Origin of the sequence: Arundinibacter roseus, from assembly GCF_004348825.1 — a bacterium.
Classification (GTDB): domain Bacteria; phylum Bacteroidota; class Bacteroidia; order Cytophagales; family Spirosomataceae; genus Arundinibacter; species Arundinibacter roseus.
Genome location: NZ_SMJU01000007.1, coordinates 43548 through 59238, shown reverse-complemented (window position 1 = coordinate 59238; position 15691 = coordinate 43548). Strand labels below are relative to the sequence as shown.

General features: G+C 49.5%; 22 protein-coding genes. 1 reads left to right on the top strand and 21 read right to left on the bottom strand.

The annotated features are described in order from the left end of the window. Positions 1 to 50 precede the first annotated feature (50 nt). From EZE20_RS12075 to EZE20_RS12005, 17 genes are all read right to left on the bottom strand, one after another. Positions 51 to 575, bottom strand: coding sequence for a hypothetical protein (locus EZE20_RS12075; protein ID WP_207104703.1), 525 nt, complete (start codon positions 573 to 575; stop codon positions 51 to 53). Positions 576 to 673: 98 nt separating this feature from the next. Then, the gene (locus tag EZE20_RS12070; RefSeq protein ID WP_132117947.1) at positions 674 to 1204 is read right to left on the bottom strand and encodes a hypothetical protein; all 531 of its coding nucleotides are present in this window, start codon (positions 1202 to 1204) and stop codon (positions 674 to 676) included. Continuing rightward, entirely contained in the window at positions 1197 to 2015 is an 819-nt protein-coding gene (locus tag EZE20_RS12065) for a hypothetical protein (protein ID WP_132117945.1), read from the bottom strand. The genes EZE20_RS12070 and EZE20_RS12065 overlap by 8 nt, the downstream gene beginning before the upstream one ends. Continuing rightward, positions 2012 to 3997, bottom strand: a complete 1986-nt coding sequence (locus EZE20_RS12060; protein WP_132117943.1) for a DUF5977 domain-containing protein — start codon at positions 3995 to 3997, stop codon at positions 2012 to 2014. Before EZE20_RS12060 ends, EZE20_RS12065 begins: the two co-directional genes overlap by 4 nt. A gap of 1 nt (position 3998) precedes the next feature. Beyond that, entirely contained in the window at positions 3999 to 4982 is a 984-nt protein-coding gene (locus EZE20_RS12055; protein ID WP_132117941.1) for a DUF6712 family protein, read from the bottom strand. Then, complete coding sequence (locus tag EZE20_RS12050) at positions 4979 to 6349, bottom strand: hypothetical protein (protein ID WP_132117939.1); 1371 nt, start codon at positions 6347 to 6349, stop codon at positions 4979 to 4981. The genes EZE20_RS12055 and EZE20_RS12050 overlap by 4 nt, the downstream gene beginning before the upstream one ends. Positions 6350 to 6355: 6 nt before the next feature. Beyond that, positions 6356 to 6661: a hypothetical protein gene (locus EZE20_RS12045; protein WP_132117937.1), complete on the bottom strand. Its 306-nt coding sequence runs from the start codon at positions 6659 to 6661 to the stop codon at positions 6356 to 6358. 406 nt (positions 6662 to 7067) lie between these two features. Continuing rightward, the gene (locus EZE20_RS12040; protein WP_228713707.1) at positions 7068 to 8690 is read right to left on the bottom strand and encodes a terminase large subunit domain-containing protein; all 1623 of its coding nucleotides are present in this window, start codon (positions 8688 to 8690) and stop codon (positions 7068 to 7070) included. Beyond that, a complete protein-coding gene (locus tag EZE20_RS12035; RefSeq protein WP_132117932.1) occupies positions 8635 to 9228 on the bottom strand; it encodes a hypothetical protein in 594 nt (197 codons plus the stop codon). Before EZE20_RS12035 ends, EZE20_RS12040 begins: the two co-directional genes overlap by 56 nt. Positions 9229 to 9244: 16 nt before the next feature. Beyond that, on the bottom strand, positions 9245 to 9754 hold the full coding sequence (locus EZE20_RS12030) for an AAA family ATPase (protein WP_228713705.1): 510 nt from the start codon (positions 9752 to 9754) through the stop codon (positions 9245 to 9247). A 59-nt stretch (positions 9755 to 9813) separates the two neighbouring features. Then, positions 9814 to 10002: a SymE family type I addiction module toxin gene (locus tag EZE20_RS24630; protein ID WP_132117928.1), complete on the bottom strand. Its 189-nt coding sequence runs from the start codon at positions 10000 to 10002 to the stop codon at positions 9814 to 9816. A 71-nt stretch (positions 10003 to 10073) separates the two neighbouring features. Beyond that, the gene (locus EZE20_RS24030) at positions 10074 to 10238 is read right to left on the bottom strand and encodes a hypothetical protein (RefSeq protein ID WP_165933463.1); all 165 of its coding nucleotides are present in this window, start codon (positions 10236 to 10238) and stop codon (positions 10074 to 10076) included. After that, positions 10235 to 10405, bottom strand: a complete 171-nt coding sequence (locus tag EZE20_RS24025) for a hypothetical protein (RefSeq protein WP_165933462.1) — start codon at positions 10403 to 10405, stop codon at positions 10235 to 10237. The genes EZE20_RS24030 and EZE20_RS24025 overlap by 4 nt, the downstream gene beginning before the upstream one ends. A gap of 133 nt (positions 10406 to 10538) precedes the next feature. Beyond that, positions 10539 to 11333 carry an N-6 DNA methylase gene (locus EZE20_RS12020; RefSeq protein WP_132117926.1) on the bottom strand — a complete coding sequence of 265 codons (795 nt, stop codon included), beginning with the start codon at positions 11331 to 11333 and terminating at the stop codon, positions 10539 to 10541. 60 nt (positions 11334 to 11393) lie between these two features. Next, complete coding sequence (locus tag EZE20_RS12015; RefSeq protein WP_132117924.1) at positions 11394 to 12104, bottom strand: hypothetical protein; 711 nt, start codon at positions 12102 to 12104, stop codon at positions 11394 to 11396. Positions 12105 to 12365: 261 nt separating this feature from the next. Next, on the bottom strand, positions 12366 to 13106 hold the full coding sequence (locus EZE20_RS12010) for a GREB1-related protein (protein WP_132117922.1): 741 nt from the start codon (positions 13104 to 13106) through the stop codon (positions 12366 to 12368). A gap of 54 nt (positions 13107 to 13160) precedes the next feature. Further along, a complete protein-coding gene (locus EZE20_RS12005) occupies positions 13161 to 13781 on the bottom strand; it encodes a ParB N-terminal domain-containing protein (RefSeq protein ID WP_132117920.1) in 621 nt (206 codons plus the stop codon). Here EZE20_RS12005 and EZE20_RS24020 point away from each other — a divergent pair. Continuing rightward, on the top strand, positions 13780 to 13932 hold the full coding sequence (locus tag EZE20_RS24020) for a hypothetical protein (protein ID WP_165933461.1): 153 nt from the start codon (positions 13780 to 13782) through the stop codon (positions 13930 to 13932). The two genes, EZE20_RS12005 and EZE20_RS24020, sit on opposite strands and share 2 nt — an antisense overlap. On the opposite strand, the gene EZE20_RS12000 is transcribed toward EZE20_RS24020, so the two are convergent. The 4 genes from EZE20_RS12000 to EZE20_RS11985 all read right to left on the bottom strand — a co-directional run bounded on the left by EZE20_RS12000 (position 13929) and on the right by EZE20_RS11985 (position 15670). Then, positions 13929 to 14531 (bottom strand): hypothetical protein, encoded by a 603-nt coding sequence (locus tag EZE20_RS12000; RefSeq protein WP_132117918.1) that lies wholly within the window; start codon positions 14529 to 14531, stop codon positions 13929 to 13931. The two genes, EZE20_RS24020 and EZE20_RS12000, sit on opposite strands and share 4 nt — an antisense overlap. Then, positions 14449 to 14787, bottom strand: a complete 339-nt coding sequence (locus EZE20_RS11995) for a hypothetical protein (RefSeq protein WP_132117916.1) — start codon at positions 14785 to 14787, stop codon at positions 14449 to 14451. The genes EZE20_RS12000 and EZE20_RS11995 overlap by 83 nt, the downstream gene beginning before the upstream one ends. A 249-nt stretch (positions 14788 to 15036) precedes the next feature. Beyond that, positions 15037 to 15498, bottom strand: a complete 462-nt coding sequence (locus EZE20_RS11990) for a hypothetical protein (RefSeq protein WP_132117914.1) — start codon at positions 15496 to 15498, stop codon at positions 15037 to 15039. Next, positions 15479 to 15670: a hypothetical protein gene (locus tag EZE20_RS11985; protein WP_132117912.1), complete on the bottom strand. Its 192-nt coding sequence runs from the start codon at positions 15668 to 15670 to the stop codon at positions 15479 to 15481. The genes EZE20_RS11990 and EZE20_RS11985 overlap by 20 nt, the downstream gene beginning before the upstream one ends. Positions 15671 to 15691: the final 21 nt, after the last annotated feature.

Here is a 15691-nt window from a genome sequence, read left to right as displayed (position 1 = left end):
GCAATATAGGTCATGATCGTGAATTAAAGCCTACCGTATCTTTCAATTACTCAGCCCCACCATTCATCTTTCTCATAAAATGGTTTTTCGTAGTAGTCTTTCAAGGCCTGCATCATTTCAGGAGGCAGTTTCTCCATCAGATATTTCGCAATATCATTGTAGATATCGGCCTTATTCAGATTATAGAAAGGGTTTTTCGAGCGTTTCAGGGTATTCATTTGCTGCATGCTGCGCCCGATCGCGTAGGCAATGCGGGTTTTGGCACGCTCAGCGGTAGGCACAGCACGCCGTTTCGTGTTGATGTAATAGCCTGGCACGAATAGTGTCACATCCTTGCCACTAATCGTGACAGACTCATTGTTGATGAATTTCTCTACACCGACCGCTTCCACGAACTCTACCAGGGCATCGACCTTCGGGAAGTTGGCGAAGGAAAGTTTTCGCATGTCCTTAAATCGACCATAACCCCGCATGCCCATACGGAAATGTACTTCCAGTTGTCCGGCCACAAAGGTTCGCTCGGAATAGATGGAGCGTTTCAGTTCCTCGGTCAGGATCAGGCCAGCGTTTTCCATCGAGGTACGCATCTGCCGCACCCCCTCTGTGAAAATGTGGTCGCAGACTTCAACGACTTCGTTTTCGAACTTCCGCAGGATTTCTTCTTCAATGGCCATTACTCAAGAAACAAATAGTGATTGATTGGAATCGTGACGTCGATGTCGATAAGCCAGCCTTGCACGGTTGCGTTGGCAATGCTGCCAATGGGCAATAGGCGGTCCTGATGGAGGGAGATTTCGAGCTCGTCGCTTGCGGTGCTATTGGCAGCGGCGTACTCGGCACAGCTGCGGATGAAGCCAATCACGGCCAGCATTTTCAGCCAGGTGCGGTTGCGGACTGCGAGCTTTACGGCGGCTGTGCGGGCACCACCTCCCATTTTTTCGAGCACCATTAGGGTGCAGGCAAAGGTGGCACGGGTAAGGCCGGTATCGTTGTCGGTCAGGGGCGTTTCGGCAATTTGGGCGGTCATGATCATATCGCCGGGAAGAACAGACTTTTCAAAAATGTGCTGCACCTCCTGCACCCCTTCTTCACCCGACGAGACCAGGTGATAGGAAGAAAAAACGACCTTCGTGGCCACGGCGTCGTAAAAGTCATTCAGCGTGAGCAGGTCGGTAATATGTAAGGGAGCGGGTAGATTAGGCATTTTCAGAGTCGTTAATTAGTTCCTGATTGTGAAGCACATCGTCGAGCATACTAGCCCAAACCAGGTGCGCGGGCTGTTTGCAGACCATATCGAAGTTTCCGAAGTGCCCTTCCTTCGCGATATTTTTCAGTAGCATGATCCAGCCACGCCCGTCCGGGTAGCGGGGTTCGAGTGTGCCGGAGCCGCCAAAAACCTGCTCGTATTGTGTCAGGAAGGCTTTTGCCGATCGCTCGAAATAATCGAACAGAGCGAGCTTCGACATTTCGCTAAGCGAGCTGAGAGCGATTGCGCGGTCGGCAGTGCGGGCTTCGTTGTACAGCTCCCGCAGGTCACCGTCCCACTCGTCCGACTCACGAAAGTGAAACAAATCTTTCCGCTCCGGGCGGCAAAGCGTGGCCAATATACGCTCGTAGGCGGTCAGGTCCGGTTCGTCGGGGTCAGAGAAAGCAACGTAGTCCATCAGCGCCAGGCTAAGTTCCAGCGCCTTGGTGTCCTCGAAGTTGGGGCCAAAAACGTAATATTTCTCGTCCATGTGTAAGAAATGCTCACAAGGCCGGGCCGTAGGAGGTGTCCATATCCAATCAAAGGCTTTTTGCAAAGCTTCCCATTGTAACAGATCCAGCTGCCACTTTTCCCATTCGTCGGCAGGAACTTGGAGCCACATTTGCGCAGCAAGTACCTGCATGTCGGGCGTTCGGTCTTCGGCGGGCACCCGGCCAAAGGCAACGAGTGCGCCCCACTGTTCGAGGGAGCATTCTTCCCAGCGCTCAGGCGCTTTGTAGGTTTTGTTTCTGTATCGAATCAGGTTCATGGTGCTTCGGTTACGATAATTTCTATTTCAGGATCTTCCCAATTTATGGCTACGTTGGCAAATCGGTAGGTTTGGGGTTTGTTCAGTACCGGCGAAGTCAGGCCCTTGGAAGGGATCGTGATAATCACCGGCCGGCGCGAAATAAATATGATGTAGGTTAGTTTCAGGTCGATATTATAAACACCGGCGTCCATCGGACTAGCAGCAAAAACCTTTGCTGTAAAGGGGTCTCGTGCAGGTATTTTAGAAACAGAATTTGCCAGTACCTGGATGGAAGGGTAATAGATATAACTAACCGGTCCGGAAACGACCTGTACCAAAGAAAGGGGAATAGGTGTAGTAGAAATACAAACGGCGTTCGTATCTGCATTTGCCTGAGTATCCATAGCCAATGCGGCAGCAAGCGCCTTAGCGTTTGCATCTGCCTGACTGATTTCAGAACCGTAACTTTCGGCTGCAATGGTTATATTCCAGGAACCTCCGATGAATCCAACCGAACAACCAGACTTTTTCTTTTGCGATACATACACCACTTCCTCCGAAAAGAAAGGCGTTGTTTCCAAATCGCAATCTTCCGTTTCCCAGGGCGGAATGTATCCATCGGCTCCGGGAGCATTAACCGAAGTAACGAGAGGGCGTACATTTTCGCCACTATCCAAATAGTATTTTACGAGAGCATTCACAATACGTCGGCCTGTACGCAGACCATTCGCGCCCAGCTCACAGGAGGTGATCCAGTCGCGCCAACCCGTAGGCCGATCGTCTTTTGCGATTTTGGGAAGCTTGCTAAATCGGCTGAAAGGGTTGGTGTATCGGAACGTTAGCGTCCGGTCGATCGGCCATTCGGCAATGTTCTCGGTGGTGAGCGTATCGAAAGCCGGCACAACCGGAATCCACTCGCCGTTGTCGGCAATCCGGAATTCCTGCGACAGCAACATATCCTCAAAATACGTTCGGTGCTCAGCTCGTAGCCGGTTGCCCGTTGATAGCGTGATCTGCCGATCGCCGGTGACCTCGTTAATTATTTCTTCGCTCACGGTTGGCAGGTAATCATGCCCCACAAAACGTGACAGGATCTGACGGGAAACTTTCATGCTCTCGACCGACAAACCAACAAACGGCAGGGTGTCGTAACCACCGAGGCCGTTTTGAAAGAGCAAGTACCGGACGGTCTCGAAGTATTCGGTCCATACCTGGTAGCTGCGGATTTCGGAAATGCGTTCCGTGTTTTCGTTCGATAACCACACGTCATAGCGTACCACGGTTTTCTCCCGGTCGAGCAAACCAAGTGCCTGCATAGAAACCGGAATACCGTAGACGGTCATGTACGAAATATCCTCCATTGTCAGGGCCGTGTAGGTTTCACGGGTACTGTCCTCGTAAAGGCAATCTACCCGAACATGCAGCTGCTCCGGTGCGGGTGAAAAGTTCGTGAGGAAGTAAAGCCATTCCGGCTGATCCGTCCGGACAAGCTTATTGTTCGGCTGCCAAGTCAGGAAGCGCCGGCCTTCGGCAATGTGGCGCGTGAAAAACAGACCGCCGTAGGTATCATAATCACGCTCGGAGATTCCGGCCTTGATCGCCCACTCGGAGGTTTCGTCTTCGGTGTCTAGCAGATCGTCGCCATTGAACCGGCTTTTCCGTACAAAAAACTGACGGGTATTGCCTGCACACACAAGGATTTTGCTGGCATCGAAAGGCGGCGGCTCTGCCGAAAGCATGTCGTCGAGACGGGTTTGAATCTCGAAATAGGCACCGGCAGAAAAAGGAGAATCGTCCGTAGGAGGTTCTTCATTAGCTTCGTGGACCGAAGTGGAGCCGAACCCGGCAGCCTGAAAGCCTTCCTGCATGAATAGCTCACAGATGTACAGCAGATCTACCCGGCTGAGACCTTCTGCCAATACAACCGGCTCCATGCCAATCACGACCGGGTTTCGGGCAAGTACTAATTTTTGGTGGGTAATGGTTGCTAGATAGTCCATATCATTTCATCCGGAAAACTTTGTTGTACTTGGAATTGTCTGGCAGCCGGTTAGTTTGTTCCTTGCCAGCGGCACTACTTGCCGCATAAAGCGGGTAGGTGGTTAGGTTTTTCCGGAGAAAATTAACCAGGGCGTTCAGATGCTTCTTGGAGTCGGTTTCGGCCTGTTCGATCAGGTATGCAACAGTTTGTTCCGGAGCATTTTTGCGGTTATAGATGCCATCAAAATCAGACAGCACCCGTATGCTACCAGACGATAACAGCGCAAATTGCAGATTAGGCAGCGCCATCCAGTAGGCGGTATGAGCCAGGGCACGGGCAATGAGCCGAAGTAGTTTTTTTTCAGGATCTGTGGCTGTTGATTCAAGCAAAGCTTCTTTCAGTTGGTCGTATTGCTCCTGTCCCAAACGCGGTAGGATATAATCCAACTCGGCCAAAACGATATACGGGCGAATGTTCACGTACAGCCGGTAGTTCCGGTCAATCTGCGGAAGAAATTCACTCATAGCCGTAGCCGAAGGAACAAACATGGTACGGGATGCCTTTGCGGTCGGCGAATCTTTGTACGTATCGGAATCAAAACTTTCCAGGTAAACCAGCAGATTTTCCAATGCTTCAATGGCATTGCGTTCCGTTTCCCGTAGTCGCTTATCCAACACGCCAATTCGGACGGGGGCCGTGCTTTCGGTGCTCATTTCCTGCAAACCGTTGTCACCGTCATTACCGATCGAAAACGGTAGATAGTGCAGGTACGCATACCAGGCAACTACCTTCTGCATGTATATAAGCAGTCCCTCATTTTCGTCAGAAAGATTTTCTGCGTTGTACTGCGTATCAATTTCGGCCACGAGCTCAGCTCCTACCGCACGCGTCAGTTCTCCATCCTGCGCCATCTGAATGTAGGGGGCAAGGAATTCGTCGGTCGTGGCATTCATCACGGCCCGGCCTAAGTATTTCGTAAGATCTTGTACGCCTTTCAGTATCATTTTTCTGTGTCGGTTTCTTCGGCTTTGTCGCCTGTTTCCTGTTTCAGTCCAGATGTTTTTTTCTGCTCAACGCCAGCGGGGTTTTTGTCGTCGGAGACCAAGAGAATGTCATGAAAACCAGCATACACATCTTTCGGGAGCTTCAATGCTTTCTTCACATCGCTGTTGAATAACCCGGTGATCAGCTTTCTTTCCCGTGCGGTGCGGAAGTGTTGCTGGAAGTTGGCAGCCACTTTCAGTTCTGATCCGGAGCCGCCGAGCATCTTGCCGTCTGAGACGCCGGCCAAACTTGGCAGCATTCGGGAGGCGTTTGAAAACGCAAGTAACGCAAGCTGATAGGCTTCATTCAGCTCCTTCGCATTAAGCGATCGCTTAATTTCTTCAAATTGGATGAATCCGGAAAGTTTGCCGTCAGGCGTGAGGTCGCATTCGTCGAAAATCAATCGGGGGCCGGTGTCGTTTTTCTCAGAAAAGATATTTTCAATTGACTTGTAAAATTCGTCGCGGGCCTTGTCTTTCTGCTTCTCGAAATCTTCCGGTTCGTCGGAGGTCGTATCATCCAGCGAAGCACTTGCCGCCATTTCATCGAAGTACCTGCTCGCTACCCGGACCACGTGGGCAAGGTTCTTGTTGTGCTTCACCGTGCCAATCATCGAGCTGGCAATGTAGTTCATGACCTCAATCCAGTGAACGGATTGATCACCCCAATACTGCGCATACCCGTAGTAGGGTTGGCCGCTTTGGTATGGGCGTAGGTGAACAATGGAGTCCATAACGTCCGTACTTTCAGGATTGTAGGCAGGCATAACCGAGGTATGCTTATCCATCGCATCCTGATCCGTCCAATCCGGACAGAGCAAATACGTTTTCACGATCGGATCAGCAAGGGTTGCCCGCATGATAAGAGAATCTTTCACGGAATATATCGGCAAATCTTCAACTACATTTCTCCGGATAAATGCATTACCCGTTTCGACAATGGAGGTTAACGCCCGATCAATTACCTCACTCAAATCAGGCACATTGTAGGCATCAATGTATTCTTCAATTGCATCGTTTGTGAATGGCTCCCGGATAATGATGTTATCCTTTTTCACGTGCTTGAAGAAACCAAAACCACCACCGTACAAAAAATCGATTCGAGCTTGTACCAGGTTCTGCGCATCGCCATTGCTCCGGAGCAACTTTACCCGTTCGTTGGGCAATATATTATTGTCACCCCACGGGTAATAGATGTAGCTTTTCTTGTCAACATTCACGGTGCGCTCCGTGCCGGGTTTCACACCGGTCGTGTCACGTTGCCCAGCGTCGGCATGCTTCGTCATTGCGATTCTGCGCGTACCAACTTTAATTTTTTCGATCGCCATATAGAATTAGAAATTGTGGTCAATTATGTGGCCGTTAAAACTTACCAGTAGGCAAAACAGGATCTCCCGTTTCAGCCACCGCCCGCCCTGGTCGCGAAACTCAAAACGCAAGTATCCAGCGCGACGGCTCGCCTGCCGAATGCTAAGCAGATCCGACTTTTGGTGCTTCACATCTGCGGACCTGTTTCTGCAATTTTTCTTCTCACCGTAGCTCCCGTCCTTTTTCCGGTAGGTGATCGAAAAGGTCTGGTCTCCAAACTTCGTCAACAGGTCTACCTGCCGCCGAACGTCACGTATGTATATTGTTCCCATGCTGAAAATTCGCTCAATCAACCCTAATCCAGTAGGACGATTTTTCACAGAAACGCCATTCCGCTGTTTCCAAGACTCTCAATTTTGACTTTCAGGCAGTTAGCTCCGAAAAACGGCTTTAACATTCCGCTTCCCTTTAAAGGGGTTGCCCGCCCTATATCGAAAAGGCAATTGCCAAATCGTTTTTGTGAATATATGCAGGCTCGTTTTCGGCTTGATCGTCAATGACTTATTCGATTCGTGGTTTGTGGCAATAGTCGTGTCGATCAAAATTCAAAAAATTCAAAAAATTGAAATTTTCGGATTTAAATTGAAATCCGAAACAATGGATCGTTTCGGATTTCTAAATGTGAAGTCAAGAGGCGTTGGATGTCTTCATGCGCCTTGATGAGAAACTTTTAGTTTGTTAAGCGGCATTGGATGTTCTCATGCGCCTTGATCCTGAGCTTGTGATTGGGACAATACGTGAGAACTTCTTGAATACAATGTAATCGAATGCATCGCTTAAGTGTGTTGCATATTGCTGATCAAGCTTTTCATTGTTCTCTGAACGTTTGTCTTTCTCGAAGTTGTCACTAATGATTGGTGCATGCTGGAGGCTAATGAGTAGTGACTTACACTCTATCTCGTTGATACGTATACGAGGTATAGAGGGCTTAGATTCAGATAGGATAGTATTCACTACACGGTAGCGTATTTTGTAAGGAGGGTAGGATTGTTGTACGCAGTCCTTAATCGACCACCCATTATTTCTAAGTACTTGGATTAGTTGTTGATAGTGGGTAGTAGTTCTACCAGGATCACCCTTCTTTCCAGAACTATCACCGTATAAAAACAGCACCCTCTTTTTGTGGGCCTTGTACCTGGTACAGAATATAGTAGCCATTTCTTCAACCAGGGTAGTATTGGCACGCTTGACAAAGATATTATCTATGAAACGCAGCTCGCTCGGAAACTCCTGAGCAATAACCATACAGGTAAACCGTGCGTTAAAATCGCAGCTGATTTCGAGGGGCTTGTTTTCATCATAGTCGATACGCTTGTGAACATACAGTCGAGACTTGTCATCGAACTGATAGTCGTACATTTCATTGTAAGTGTGACGGCTCGTACTTAGCGATGGATAATAGGCGTTGTTCAGCCTGATCACGCGCCGGTTCAGGATCTCGACCTCAAAGGTCATTTCGTCTGCGCAGGATTCACGTTCTGTTTCGATGAAGTTCCCTGGTAAATTATCGAGGTTATCGTAGGCAGTCGCTTCCTGAAAATAGTAGCGCTTCGGGTCTTTCTTCATGAGCTCCTCGGTGCGGTAGATCCACTGCTGTTCAGGGGTCCATGCTGCGGACGTGAAATCGGCAATGAGCCAATGAAGTGGATGGTTGAAACCTTTCCTGTGCGGACGTGGATCCGCATACAAATACTTGTTAGCTCGTACCGTTTTACGCAATACGGTATTATAGAAGTCCTCTTTCAACTTAAAGCTCTCGTCCATTAGCAGCACATCGAGGTTCAATCCACGTGCTGTGTCCGGGCGATCGGCGGAAAGAAATACGATCGTACATCCGTTCTTGAAGCAGATACAGTTTTCGTACGTATTAATCCCTTCGTAGGGATGCCACCAAGTTTCGGGCGGTCGGCGGTTGAGTGTGTAGTGACCCCATGGGCGAACCTTGGGGTCATATTCGTACAAGCCATAGTCCTCGAAAACCTTTCGGCTCTGTGAAAGTACAACGTCTTGCACGTGTCGATAGGTCATGGAGGCAAGCCCAACCTTAGATCGAGGCAGGGCAAATGCCACTTCCGCCAGCAATTTCATTAGCACATTGGTTTTTCCGGATCCACGCCCACCGTTGAAAGTTGCTCGAAAACCAGTCTGATACATTTTGCCGTTTTTCTCAAAATCGGCTTCATTCTCCATCAAAGCATGAAGAAACCGACCCTGCGCAGGATTGACGTTGATCTGTATCTCTCGACTATTCAACACTATATTCCCCATCTTCCACCTCCTTTCCAGAACCAGTACCCTCATTTTGCGTGGGGGCAGTAAAGACATACACTCGCGTACCTGGCGGCATGGCCTGCTCAGGAGAAATCGCTGTTTCGAGCTTATCAATTTGTTGGAGCTCGCGCAGCTCCTTGACCGCTTTTAGGATCAGTTCACCGTTTTTGTCACGTACTGCAATTTGCAGGGCAACATACGCAGACTCGACGAGTACCTTTGCCGCTCCTTTTTTGTCCAGGTCATAGGCATCACCCCACAGCGCATAACTATCCCGAAGAATCTGATAGGCGTGGGTTTTCTCGTGGCCATACTCGTTGTGCAGCATCTCGACTACTTTTTGTGGCGAGAACATCTTTGTCGCCCACGACCAGGCTTTTTTCATTTTTTCAAAATACTCCTGATCCCTGGCAGATAGTGGCACCTGAGCAACAAGATGGTCCTTGAACTTGTCGAGCTTGTGTTTGCCTTTTTCGGGCAGGAAGTCCCCAGGAGGCATTTTTTCTAATTCATTCATAGCTAATAGCAAAAAAGTCACGATGCAAAATGCACCGTGACTTTCACTCACAATAGGACACTTTTAGTTAAAACAAACCCATCCCCTCCGGATCTTCAATCGCCTTCATCGCCCGACGTCGATACTCATCTTCCTTCCAGACGTCTGCCGGGTTTTCCAATTGAGTGCCTTCCCGAAAGAAGTGACCCCATCCACGTTTTTGCTGCCGACCACGTTCGTTGTGCTTGTCGTAGGCAAAATCAGGGATTTCGAGCCTACGAAACTTATGCGTGATCCATGCCCAGAGCAGCGCCCAATCAATTAGCCGGCTCTTGCGCGATCGGGCAAGGATGAAAACCGCATGCGTGAGAAACAGGCGCTGCGGCTCGTTCTTATCCTCCTTCTTCTTTGCCTGTTCCTTAAACATGCAGTAAAGCGCCCAAATCTCTGATGAAATGGATGGATGCGCCAACCCAACATCCTCACTGCTCATGATCCGGAGCCGCTTCCATACATATTCGCTGTATCCAGAATTGTAGAGCTCCACCGCCCAATAGAGAGCTTCTTCCTCCATTCCCCTGCGGATGCACTTTTGCATTGCCGAGCTGACCTCAAAGAAATCGTATTCGTTTTGTGTCGTTATGTCGTACTTTCCCATTAGTTCTGAATGATTATCTTGCCCTTAACTACTATTACATCTACTCGCTCACCGATCTTGAACCCTGCATCCCGCATCCAGATCCCGGCAAGATTTAGCGATGGGGCCCATACCGCTCTGTTTCTAATTCTGCGGCAGTATTTCGAGCCGACCTTCCTTTTTGTGATTTTTTGCGCTACCTTTGACATGCTTAATTGAGGTTAGTTAGTTTAATTACTGATTGACTGAAAGCCCGCTCCCAAGGCGGGCTTTTGTTATTTCAGAACAGTTTAGTCTGATCGTCCTTGAAAAACAACGGGAGATCGGTATATCCTTTTTTCTTTTCCCGATGTACGCCGCCCAGGGCGTTTGGTTGGTTGGCGATCAGCTCCCGGAGCGCTGCCTGCTCCACCGGTGTCAGCTTTTTGAAATCCTTTCTTTTCATCGTTTCAGCAGTTTTGCGAGTTGACCTTCATTCATTTTGCCTTTCTGGATGGACCAGGAGAGCCGGAGACTCATCGAAAAACTGACAACGCCTTTTCTGAATAACCCCCAGGCACGCTGCATGATTAGCCGAAGCTTGGACCTGATTTTTTCGCTAAAATTCCTCATTGCTTAATTGAGTTAATTGATTAATTATGTGATACTTAACTGATATAAATATCTCCCGACAGAACGGATATACAACTCCGCAGTCCATTTATTTTTTAAAAAAATGGCTATCAATCCGATAGCCATTTTTCTCCTAAAACAAGCTCAATTGGCTCGTAAACACAGGTTTGGGTTCTGGTATCGGGGCAGGTTTGGCCACTTTTTCAACCGGCTGTTGAACCACGTCGGGCACTCGCTGCCGCCAGTGTTGCATCACCACGCTGCCTTCTTCCGTAATCGGCAGCAGGTGCGGAATCGGCGGCGCTCCGTGACGGTGGTAGGGGTTAAGCTCGTAACCAAATTTCCAGCTGTTAAGGCGCAGCGAATCCAAACAGCTAATCTGTCCCTGGGCACCATGAAAGGCCAAATTCAGCGCCGCCATCTTGGCACAAATCGGGTCGATGTCTTCGCCAAACATATAATTGCCTGGCCACCGACTATTGATGGAGAGCAGCGTGCGGCCGCTTCCCACGGCAGGATCATTCACCCGCTTGCCAGTCCCTTCTATGTTTTGGATCGTTAGCATGGTCATCAGGTCGCAGACTGAGGCAGGGGTGAAAAACTGCCCCAACCAACTGCGTTTGTTTTGGCTGGCCAAATATTCATACAGCGAGCCCAAAGCATCAAACCATTGTCCATCGCCTGCCACTTCCTTATCCAGAATCCCAATCCACGCCCGGAGCATCGTGCCGAACTTCGCATAATCGGCTCCATACTTATCCAGCAGGCGTTTGCCCATGTCCAGATCACCGTGGACCAGCAGGCAGCCAATGCCATAATCTATAAAATCCCGGAAAACGTCTGCCGGGTCGAAACGGTACTCCCCAAACTCTTTCAGTACATCCACCATCGGCCTCACTTGCCGCGGGGCGTCTTGCATATTGCTCATAAGTATTTTGATTTTCGGTGAAACAAAAAAGGCCCCGATCGCTCGGGGCCTGGTAGGTGATTAAAACGGCAGATCTTCGTCTGCAATCAGTTCCGTTTCGATTCGGCACATTTTCAACAGGTGCTCTACGTAGTAGTCCTTGATGTTGAACGTGGTCAAGGTCTTGAACCGGCTCTCGACTAATTTCTGCGCGGTAAGTGCGGGGCAAATCCACCGCCCTGGGCGGTTGGCCCGAATGAACTCGATGGCATCGCTCAGGCTGATTTCCGTATTCAAAAATTCCATACTGTTTATTTCTTGCAAAATACCATCCAAACCGTCAGCGTCCTTTTTCCACCACGCCCGGCTTACATCCGCAGCATGATTGGGATCACCGTGCGCCTCAAAATCTTCTTTCCGGATGCCGGTCAACCACTCATTCAGGATGCTTTCTTTGCTTACCCAATTCTCGACGTCGGATTTTAGGCTCAACCAAATCTGCGCGAGCTCATAGGGGTTGTTGCTGTTTTCGATCAGGTACGCCTGCACCTCGCTTTGCTCAATGCCCTGTGGCAGTTGCGTTTGCTTGTGAATTAGGTGGGCAACCGTATAGATTCCGATTTTCGCACACAATAGCCCATCTAGTTTGTTAATGTGCATACGCTGCCCGACTAAGGTAGCCCAGGCGTAATACTCTTGTTCTGATTTTCCGGTCGCTTCCAGGAAACGATCTTTGTTCCGGCGAGTGGCTACTACTACTTCATTTTGCGAAATTGTGCTTACGTTTTCCATTGCTTAATTGGAGTTAAAAGGTTAAATATGTGATTGTTAACTGATATAAAGATCTCCCGACAGAACGGATTAACAACACCACGAACCATTTATTTTTCCTGAAAAATGAAGTTTTTTTGAGGTTTTTTGGGCTGAAAATCGCCCGTGAGAATGGCGCTGCGTGGTAGGGAATAGGGGCGAAAAAAGTAGCAGGAAATGTAGGACCACACAAAAAAAGCCCCTGAACAATTGTCCAGGGGCAGCACTTTGGTTCTATGGATTTTAAAACGGCAGTCTCAAACTTTTCTGAAACGCATGTGCCAATTTAGACTTTCCGTTCGACTTTCGCAACTCAACCACGTCACCAAACACCTTTCGGAGTAGCAGAAAATCTTTCTCCTCATTTTCCACGTTACGAAATTCAGCCAGGCCACCACGGTTCACGAAAGTGTCCTTTTGTGCCCAATAGAACCGTGTGTCCTTCCAGATCAGGCGGTGATGGTGCGCATTAAGAAGCGATATCCAATAATCTTCGTTACAGTGAATATCACCATTGTACCAAAGCTTCGAGCCAGTCAGAACGCCATGGGCGCAGCCGGTCACGTAGCCGCTCAGCTGTACGGGGTTCAGGCTGTTAAAGGAAATTGGGGTGGGTGACGAGCTGAACCCAAACAAATAAGCGCCCGCCTGCCAGGCAGCGTGGGCAGTCATCTGGATTATATCGTGCGCCACTTCCGGATCTACCACCGTTTCTTCACCCGGTTCGGTATAGATCCTGCTCAGGTGCTCAATGTCATCATCGAGCATAAACACATCACCAATGTTCCTGATCATCCAGTCCCGTTTCCGGGTCAGCCCGATCACGTTGTCAGGGTGCGTTATGATCTCAATCCCGGGATTGCACTTTCGGTACAGATCCGCCTGACTTTCTTCGACGCATAGTGCAGCACCATAGACCGCACTCGTAGTCCGGACGCGGGTCGCCCGTTTGTGCGAGGGAATTATTATCTTAACTTCTTTCATTTGCCAAAATTTTGTTTGGGAGTACTTCGCAGGCCTCGCCAGGTATTCAGTAGATTATTTCGTCAAAACCTCAATCACCTGTTTCGCATCAAGCACGTGCGTGGTACCTACCTTGCTGCTCTTATAGCACTGCGAGCGATCAAGTCCCAGCTTTTCAGCCAGGTGATTATAGTCAATTTCGTTTCGGCAGATGATCACCACGGAGTCGTACTTTTCGCTGAATTTCGCAACAATAGGCAGCTCCGGTTCGCTTGGTGCGAGTTCCGAGCCCGCTTCGGTCAGGTCCTTTGCCAGCTCGTCCAGGCTTAGGCCAAAGCTATCGAGGTCGATGTATTCGTCAAACTCCGCTTTCAGCACCTCCATATCAAACTCTCCGGCGTGGCTGTTCTCGATCATCATCACCTCCCGCAATTCTTGCTCGGTGAGTTTACGCACTGCCGTGCGCACGTCGATGACATAATCACCCAGGCCATGCGATGCGAGCACTTCACATCGCTGATTCCCGCTTAGCAGTGTATTATCAGCATCCCGGACGGGAATACCGATCATGCCAAATTTTTGGATCCGCTCCCAAAGTTTCTGTTTTTCAGTAGCTTTGATCTTCCGCGGATTCTTAACGTGGGGCACCAATTCCGAAATAGCAACCCTCTGTGTTACAAACAATTCATTAATCATGGCTAACAGTAAAAATGTAAAAAAACAAAATCGCACCTGGCGAATACTCAAATGGTACTTTTGGGCAATGTTTCAATTACTGCTCCCGCTCCCGACCTTCACCACCAATAGAGAATGGAAAGAGTGGCGAAAAATGCGGGGCAAGCCTTAAAGTACATACCGCTGAGCCGTCAGCTCCTCGATGCGTGCATTCGTCTGCGCGAGCTCGATGCTCCATTCTGCCCGTTTCGATTCTGCCGATTTCGGGTTTTCCAACTTTCTTGTCACTTTCGAGCGCTTTTCCCGGAGCCGTTGCAGCTCAACGGTCAGCACGGCCTTGTGCTGCACATCGTCCAGCGATTTGGCAGGCACTACTTTTTCTGGCCTATCACGAAACGTGCCACCCGTATCCAGGCCGTTTCGCTCGATGTACTTTTTTTCATCCCACAGTCCTTCAATCTGTACCTGCAACTCGTAGATACGCGACGTCAACTCGTAGCAATCCACGTGGGGCGACACCTTGTGCAGCAAGTTGCTAAGTTTCGCCTGTTCCTTTCGTAGCTCGTTGGCTTCCGTGCTTAGTTCGGCCTGCTTTTCGGCATAGGCTTCACCCTTCGGGCGCTCAGCTGCGGTTTTTTCGGGAGTTGGGGTAGTGGGGGCTGCCCGATCGGGCGATGGGGGTTTTTGCTCAGCGTTTTTTTGCAGGGTGGCCAGTTGGCTGCGCAGGGCGTCGAGCTGCTCCGGGCGTGCTCGGCCTGCCTTTACTTTCATTTCCATCAGGCTCAGCGCTGCCTTCTGCTTCTGTATCTGCTGTGCTGCTGTCATTGTAGAGAATCAAAACAAATTCATGAATGATCTGTCGATAGGCCCATACCTGATGATCAAGTTCGAGATCGTCCGAGTCACACTGCCGGTGATCATAGCTACCGAGGTACGATTCCAAAGAGCTGCGGATATATTCTGCATCAATTTTTTTTCGATGGAGAAATTCATTCAGGCTTTCAAAACCAACAGGAGCAGGAATCATCGGGGAGAAATATAAGCCGGTAAGTCGCTGCTAACGACCGATAATCCAATAACGGAGTACAAGTGGTGCGGTACTTACAACCGCACGCTTACCGGCCATGCCCTGATTCCATTGCATGTCCACACTTGTACCCCAGAAAATTATCAATCGTTAGCGTTACAAATATACACACTAGCCTTCCCTATACAACAGGACACAAAAAAACAGCCCTACGCTCGTAAGGCTGTTTTTCATAGATAGCTTTTCATACTAGGCCGAAGGTTCTGGATCTTGCACCGGTTCAGGATCACCAACCGGTTCAGGTTCTTGCACCGGTTCAGGATCTTGCACCGGCTCCGGATCACTAATCGGCACTGGCATCGCATCATGGTCAGGATCTTCCTCCATCACCACTTCTTTCACCGCCTTCGGCTTCAATTCGGCCAGCTTTGCAGCTGCTTCGGCTTTCAGTTTCGCGCGAGCTTCGGCCAGGTCGGTCGCTTTTTTTAGCTCGATTTCTTCCGGAGACATGCCGTCGTATTGGGCATTGGCTTCGTAGATTTCAAGCTGCTTGCGAAGCCGCAAACTGATCTCATACGCATGCTTCGTAGGTTCGGCTTCGGCGGGGGAGCCTTCGTAGGTATTATCAGCCACTTCGTTCAGCACCTTATAGGCACCTTTGGCGGCTTTGTCCAGGGCGGTAAGCGCCGCATTAACTTTCGCTTTCGACATCGGTAGATTCGGTTATGGGTACAGACACCTGCTCCAAAAATCCTGCGGCAAGTTTCTCCTTTGCCAGTTCGGCAAGCAGCTCCTGCGGCAGATCATTGCTGAGCACAATGCGTGAACCCTGTTTTTCTAAGGCAATCCGGCCCACACCGGGCCGGACTTGCCATATTTTCATTTTCTTCTTAGCCATTGCCTA

Coding starts and splice junctions, on each gene's coding strand:
- EZE20_RS12075 (WP_207104703.1), bottom strand. CDS start 575: ATGGAAAACGCTGGCCTGATCCTGACCGAGGAACTGAAACGCTCCATC.
- EZE20_RS12070 (WP_132117947.1), bottom strand. CDS start 1,204: ATGCCTAATCTACCCGCTCCCTTACATATTACCGACCTGCTCACGCTG.
- EZE20_RS12065 (WP_132117945.1), bottom strand. CDS start 2,015: ATGAACCTGATTCGATACAGAAACAAAACCTACAAAGCGCCTGAGCGC.
- EZE20_RS12060 (WP_132117943.1), bottom strand. CDS start 3,997: ATGGACTATCTAGCAACCATTACCCACCAAAAATTAGTACTTGCCCGA.
- EZE20_RS12055 (WP_132117941.1), bottom strand. CDS start 4,982: ATGATACTGAAAGGCGTACAAGATCTTACGAAATACTTAGGCCGGGCC.
- EZE20_RS12050 (WP_132117939.1), bottom strand. CDS start 6,349: ATGGCGATCGAAAAAATTAAAGTTGGTACGCGCAGAATCGCAATGACG.
- EZE20_RS12045 (WP_132117937.1), bottom strand. CDS start 6,661: ATGGGAACAATATACATACGTGACGTTCGGCGGCAGGTAGACCTGTTG.
- EZE20_RS12040 (WP_228713707.1), bottom strand. CDS start 8,690: ATGAGGGTACTGGTTCTGGAAAGGAGGTGGAAGATGGGGAATATAGTG.
- EZE20_RS12030 (WP_228713705.1), bottom strand. CDS start 9,754: ATGCAAAAGTGCATCCGCAGGGGAATGGAGGAAGAAGCTCTCTATTGG.
- EZE20_RS24630 (WP_132117928.1), bottom strand. CDS start 10,002: ATGTCAAAGGTAGCGCAAAAAATCACAAAAAGGAAGGTCGGCTCGAAA.
- EZE20_RS24030 (WP_165933463.1), bottom strand. CDS start 10,238: ATGAAAAGAAAGGATTTCAAAAAGCTGACACCGGTGGAGCAGGCAGCG.
- EZE20_RS24025 (WP_165933462.1), bottom strand. CDS start 10,405: ATGAGGAATTTTAGCGAAAAAATCAGGTCCAAGCTTCGGCTAATCATG.
- EZE20_RS12020 (WP_132117926.1), bottom strand. CDS start 11,333: ATGAGCAATATGCAAGACGCCCCGCGGCAAGTGAGGCCGATGGTGGAT.
- EZE20_RS12015 (WP_132117924.1), bottom strand. CDS start 12,104: ATGGAAAACGTAAGCACAATTTCGCAAAATGAAGTAGTAGTAGCCACT.
- EZE20_RS12010 (WP_132117922.1), bottom strand. CDS start 13,106: ATGAAAGAAGTTAAGATAATAATTCCCTCGCACAAACGGGCGACCCGC.
- EZE20_RS24020 (WP_165933461.1), top strand. CDS start 13,780: ATGGCTAACAGTAAAAATGTAAAAAAACAAAATCGCACCTGGCGAATA.
- EZE20_RS12005 (WP_132117920.1), bottom strand. CDS start 13,781: ATGATTAATGAATTGTTTGTAACACAGAGGGTTGCTATTTCGGAATTG.
- EZE20_RS12000 (WP_132117918.1), bottom strand. CDS start 14,531: ATGAAAGTAAAGGCAGGCCGAGCACGCCCGGAGCAGCTCGACGCCCTG.
- EZE20_RS11995 (WP_132117916.1), bottom strand. CDS start 14,787: ATGATTCCTGCTCCTGTTGGTTTTGAAAGCCTGAATGAATTTCTCCAT.
- EZE20_RS11990 (WP_132117914.1), bottom strand. CDS start 15,498: ATGTCGAAAGCGAAAGTTAATGCGGCGCTTACCGCCCTGGACAAAGCC.
- EZE20_RS11985 (WP_132117912.1), bottom strand. CDS start 15,670: ATGAAAATATGGCAAGTCCGGCCCGGTGTGGGCCGGATTGCCTTAGAA.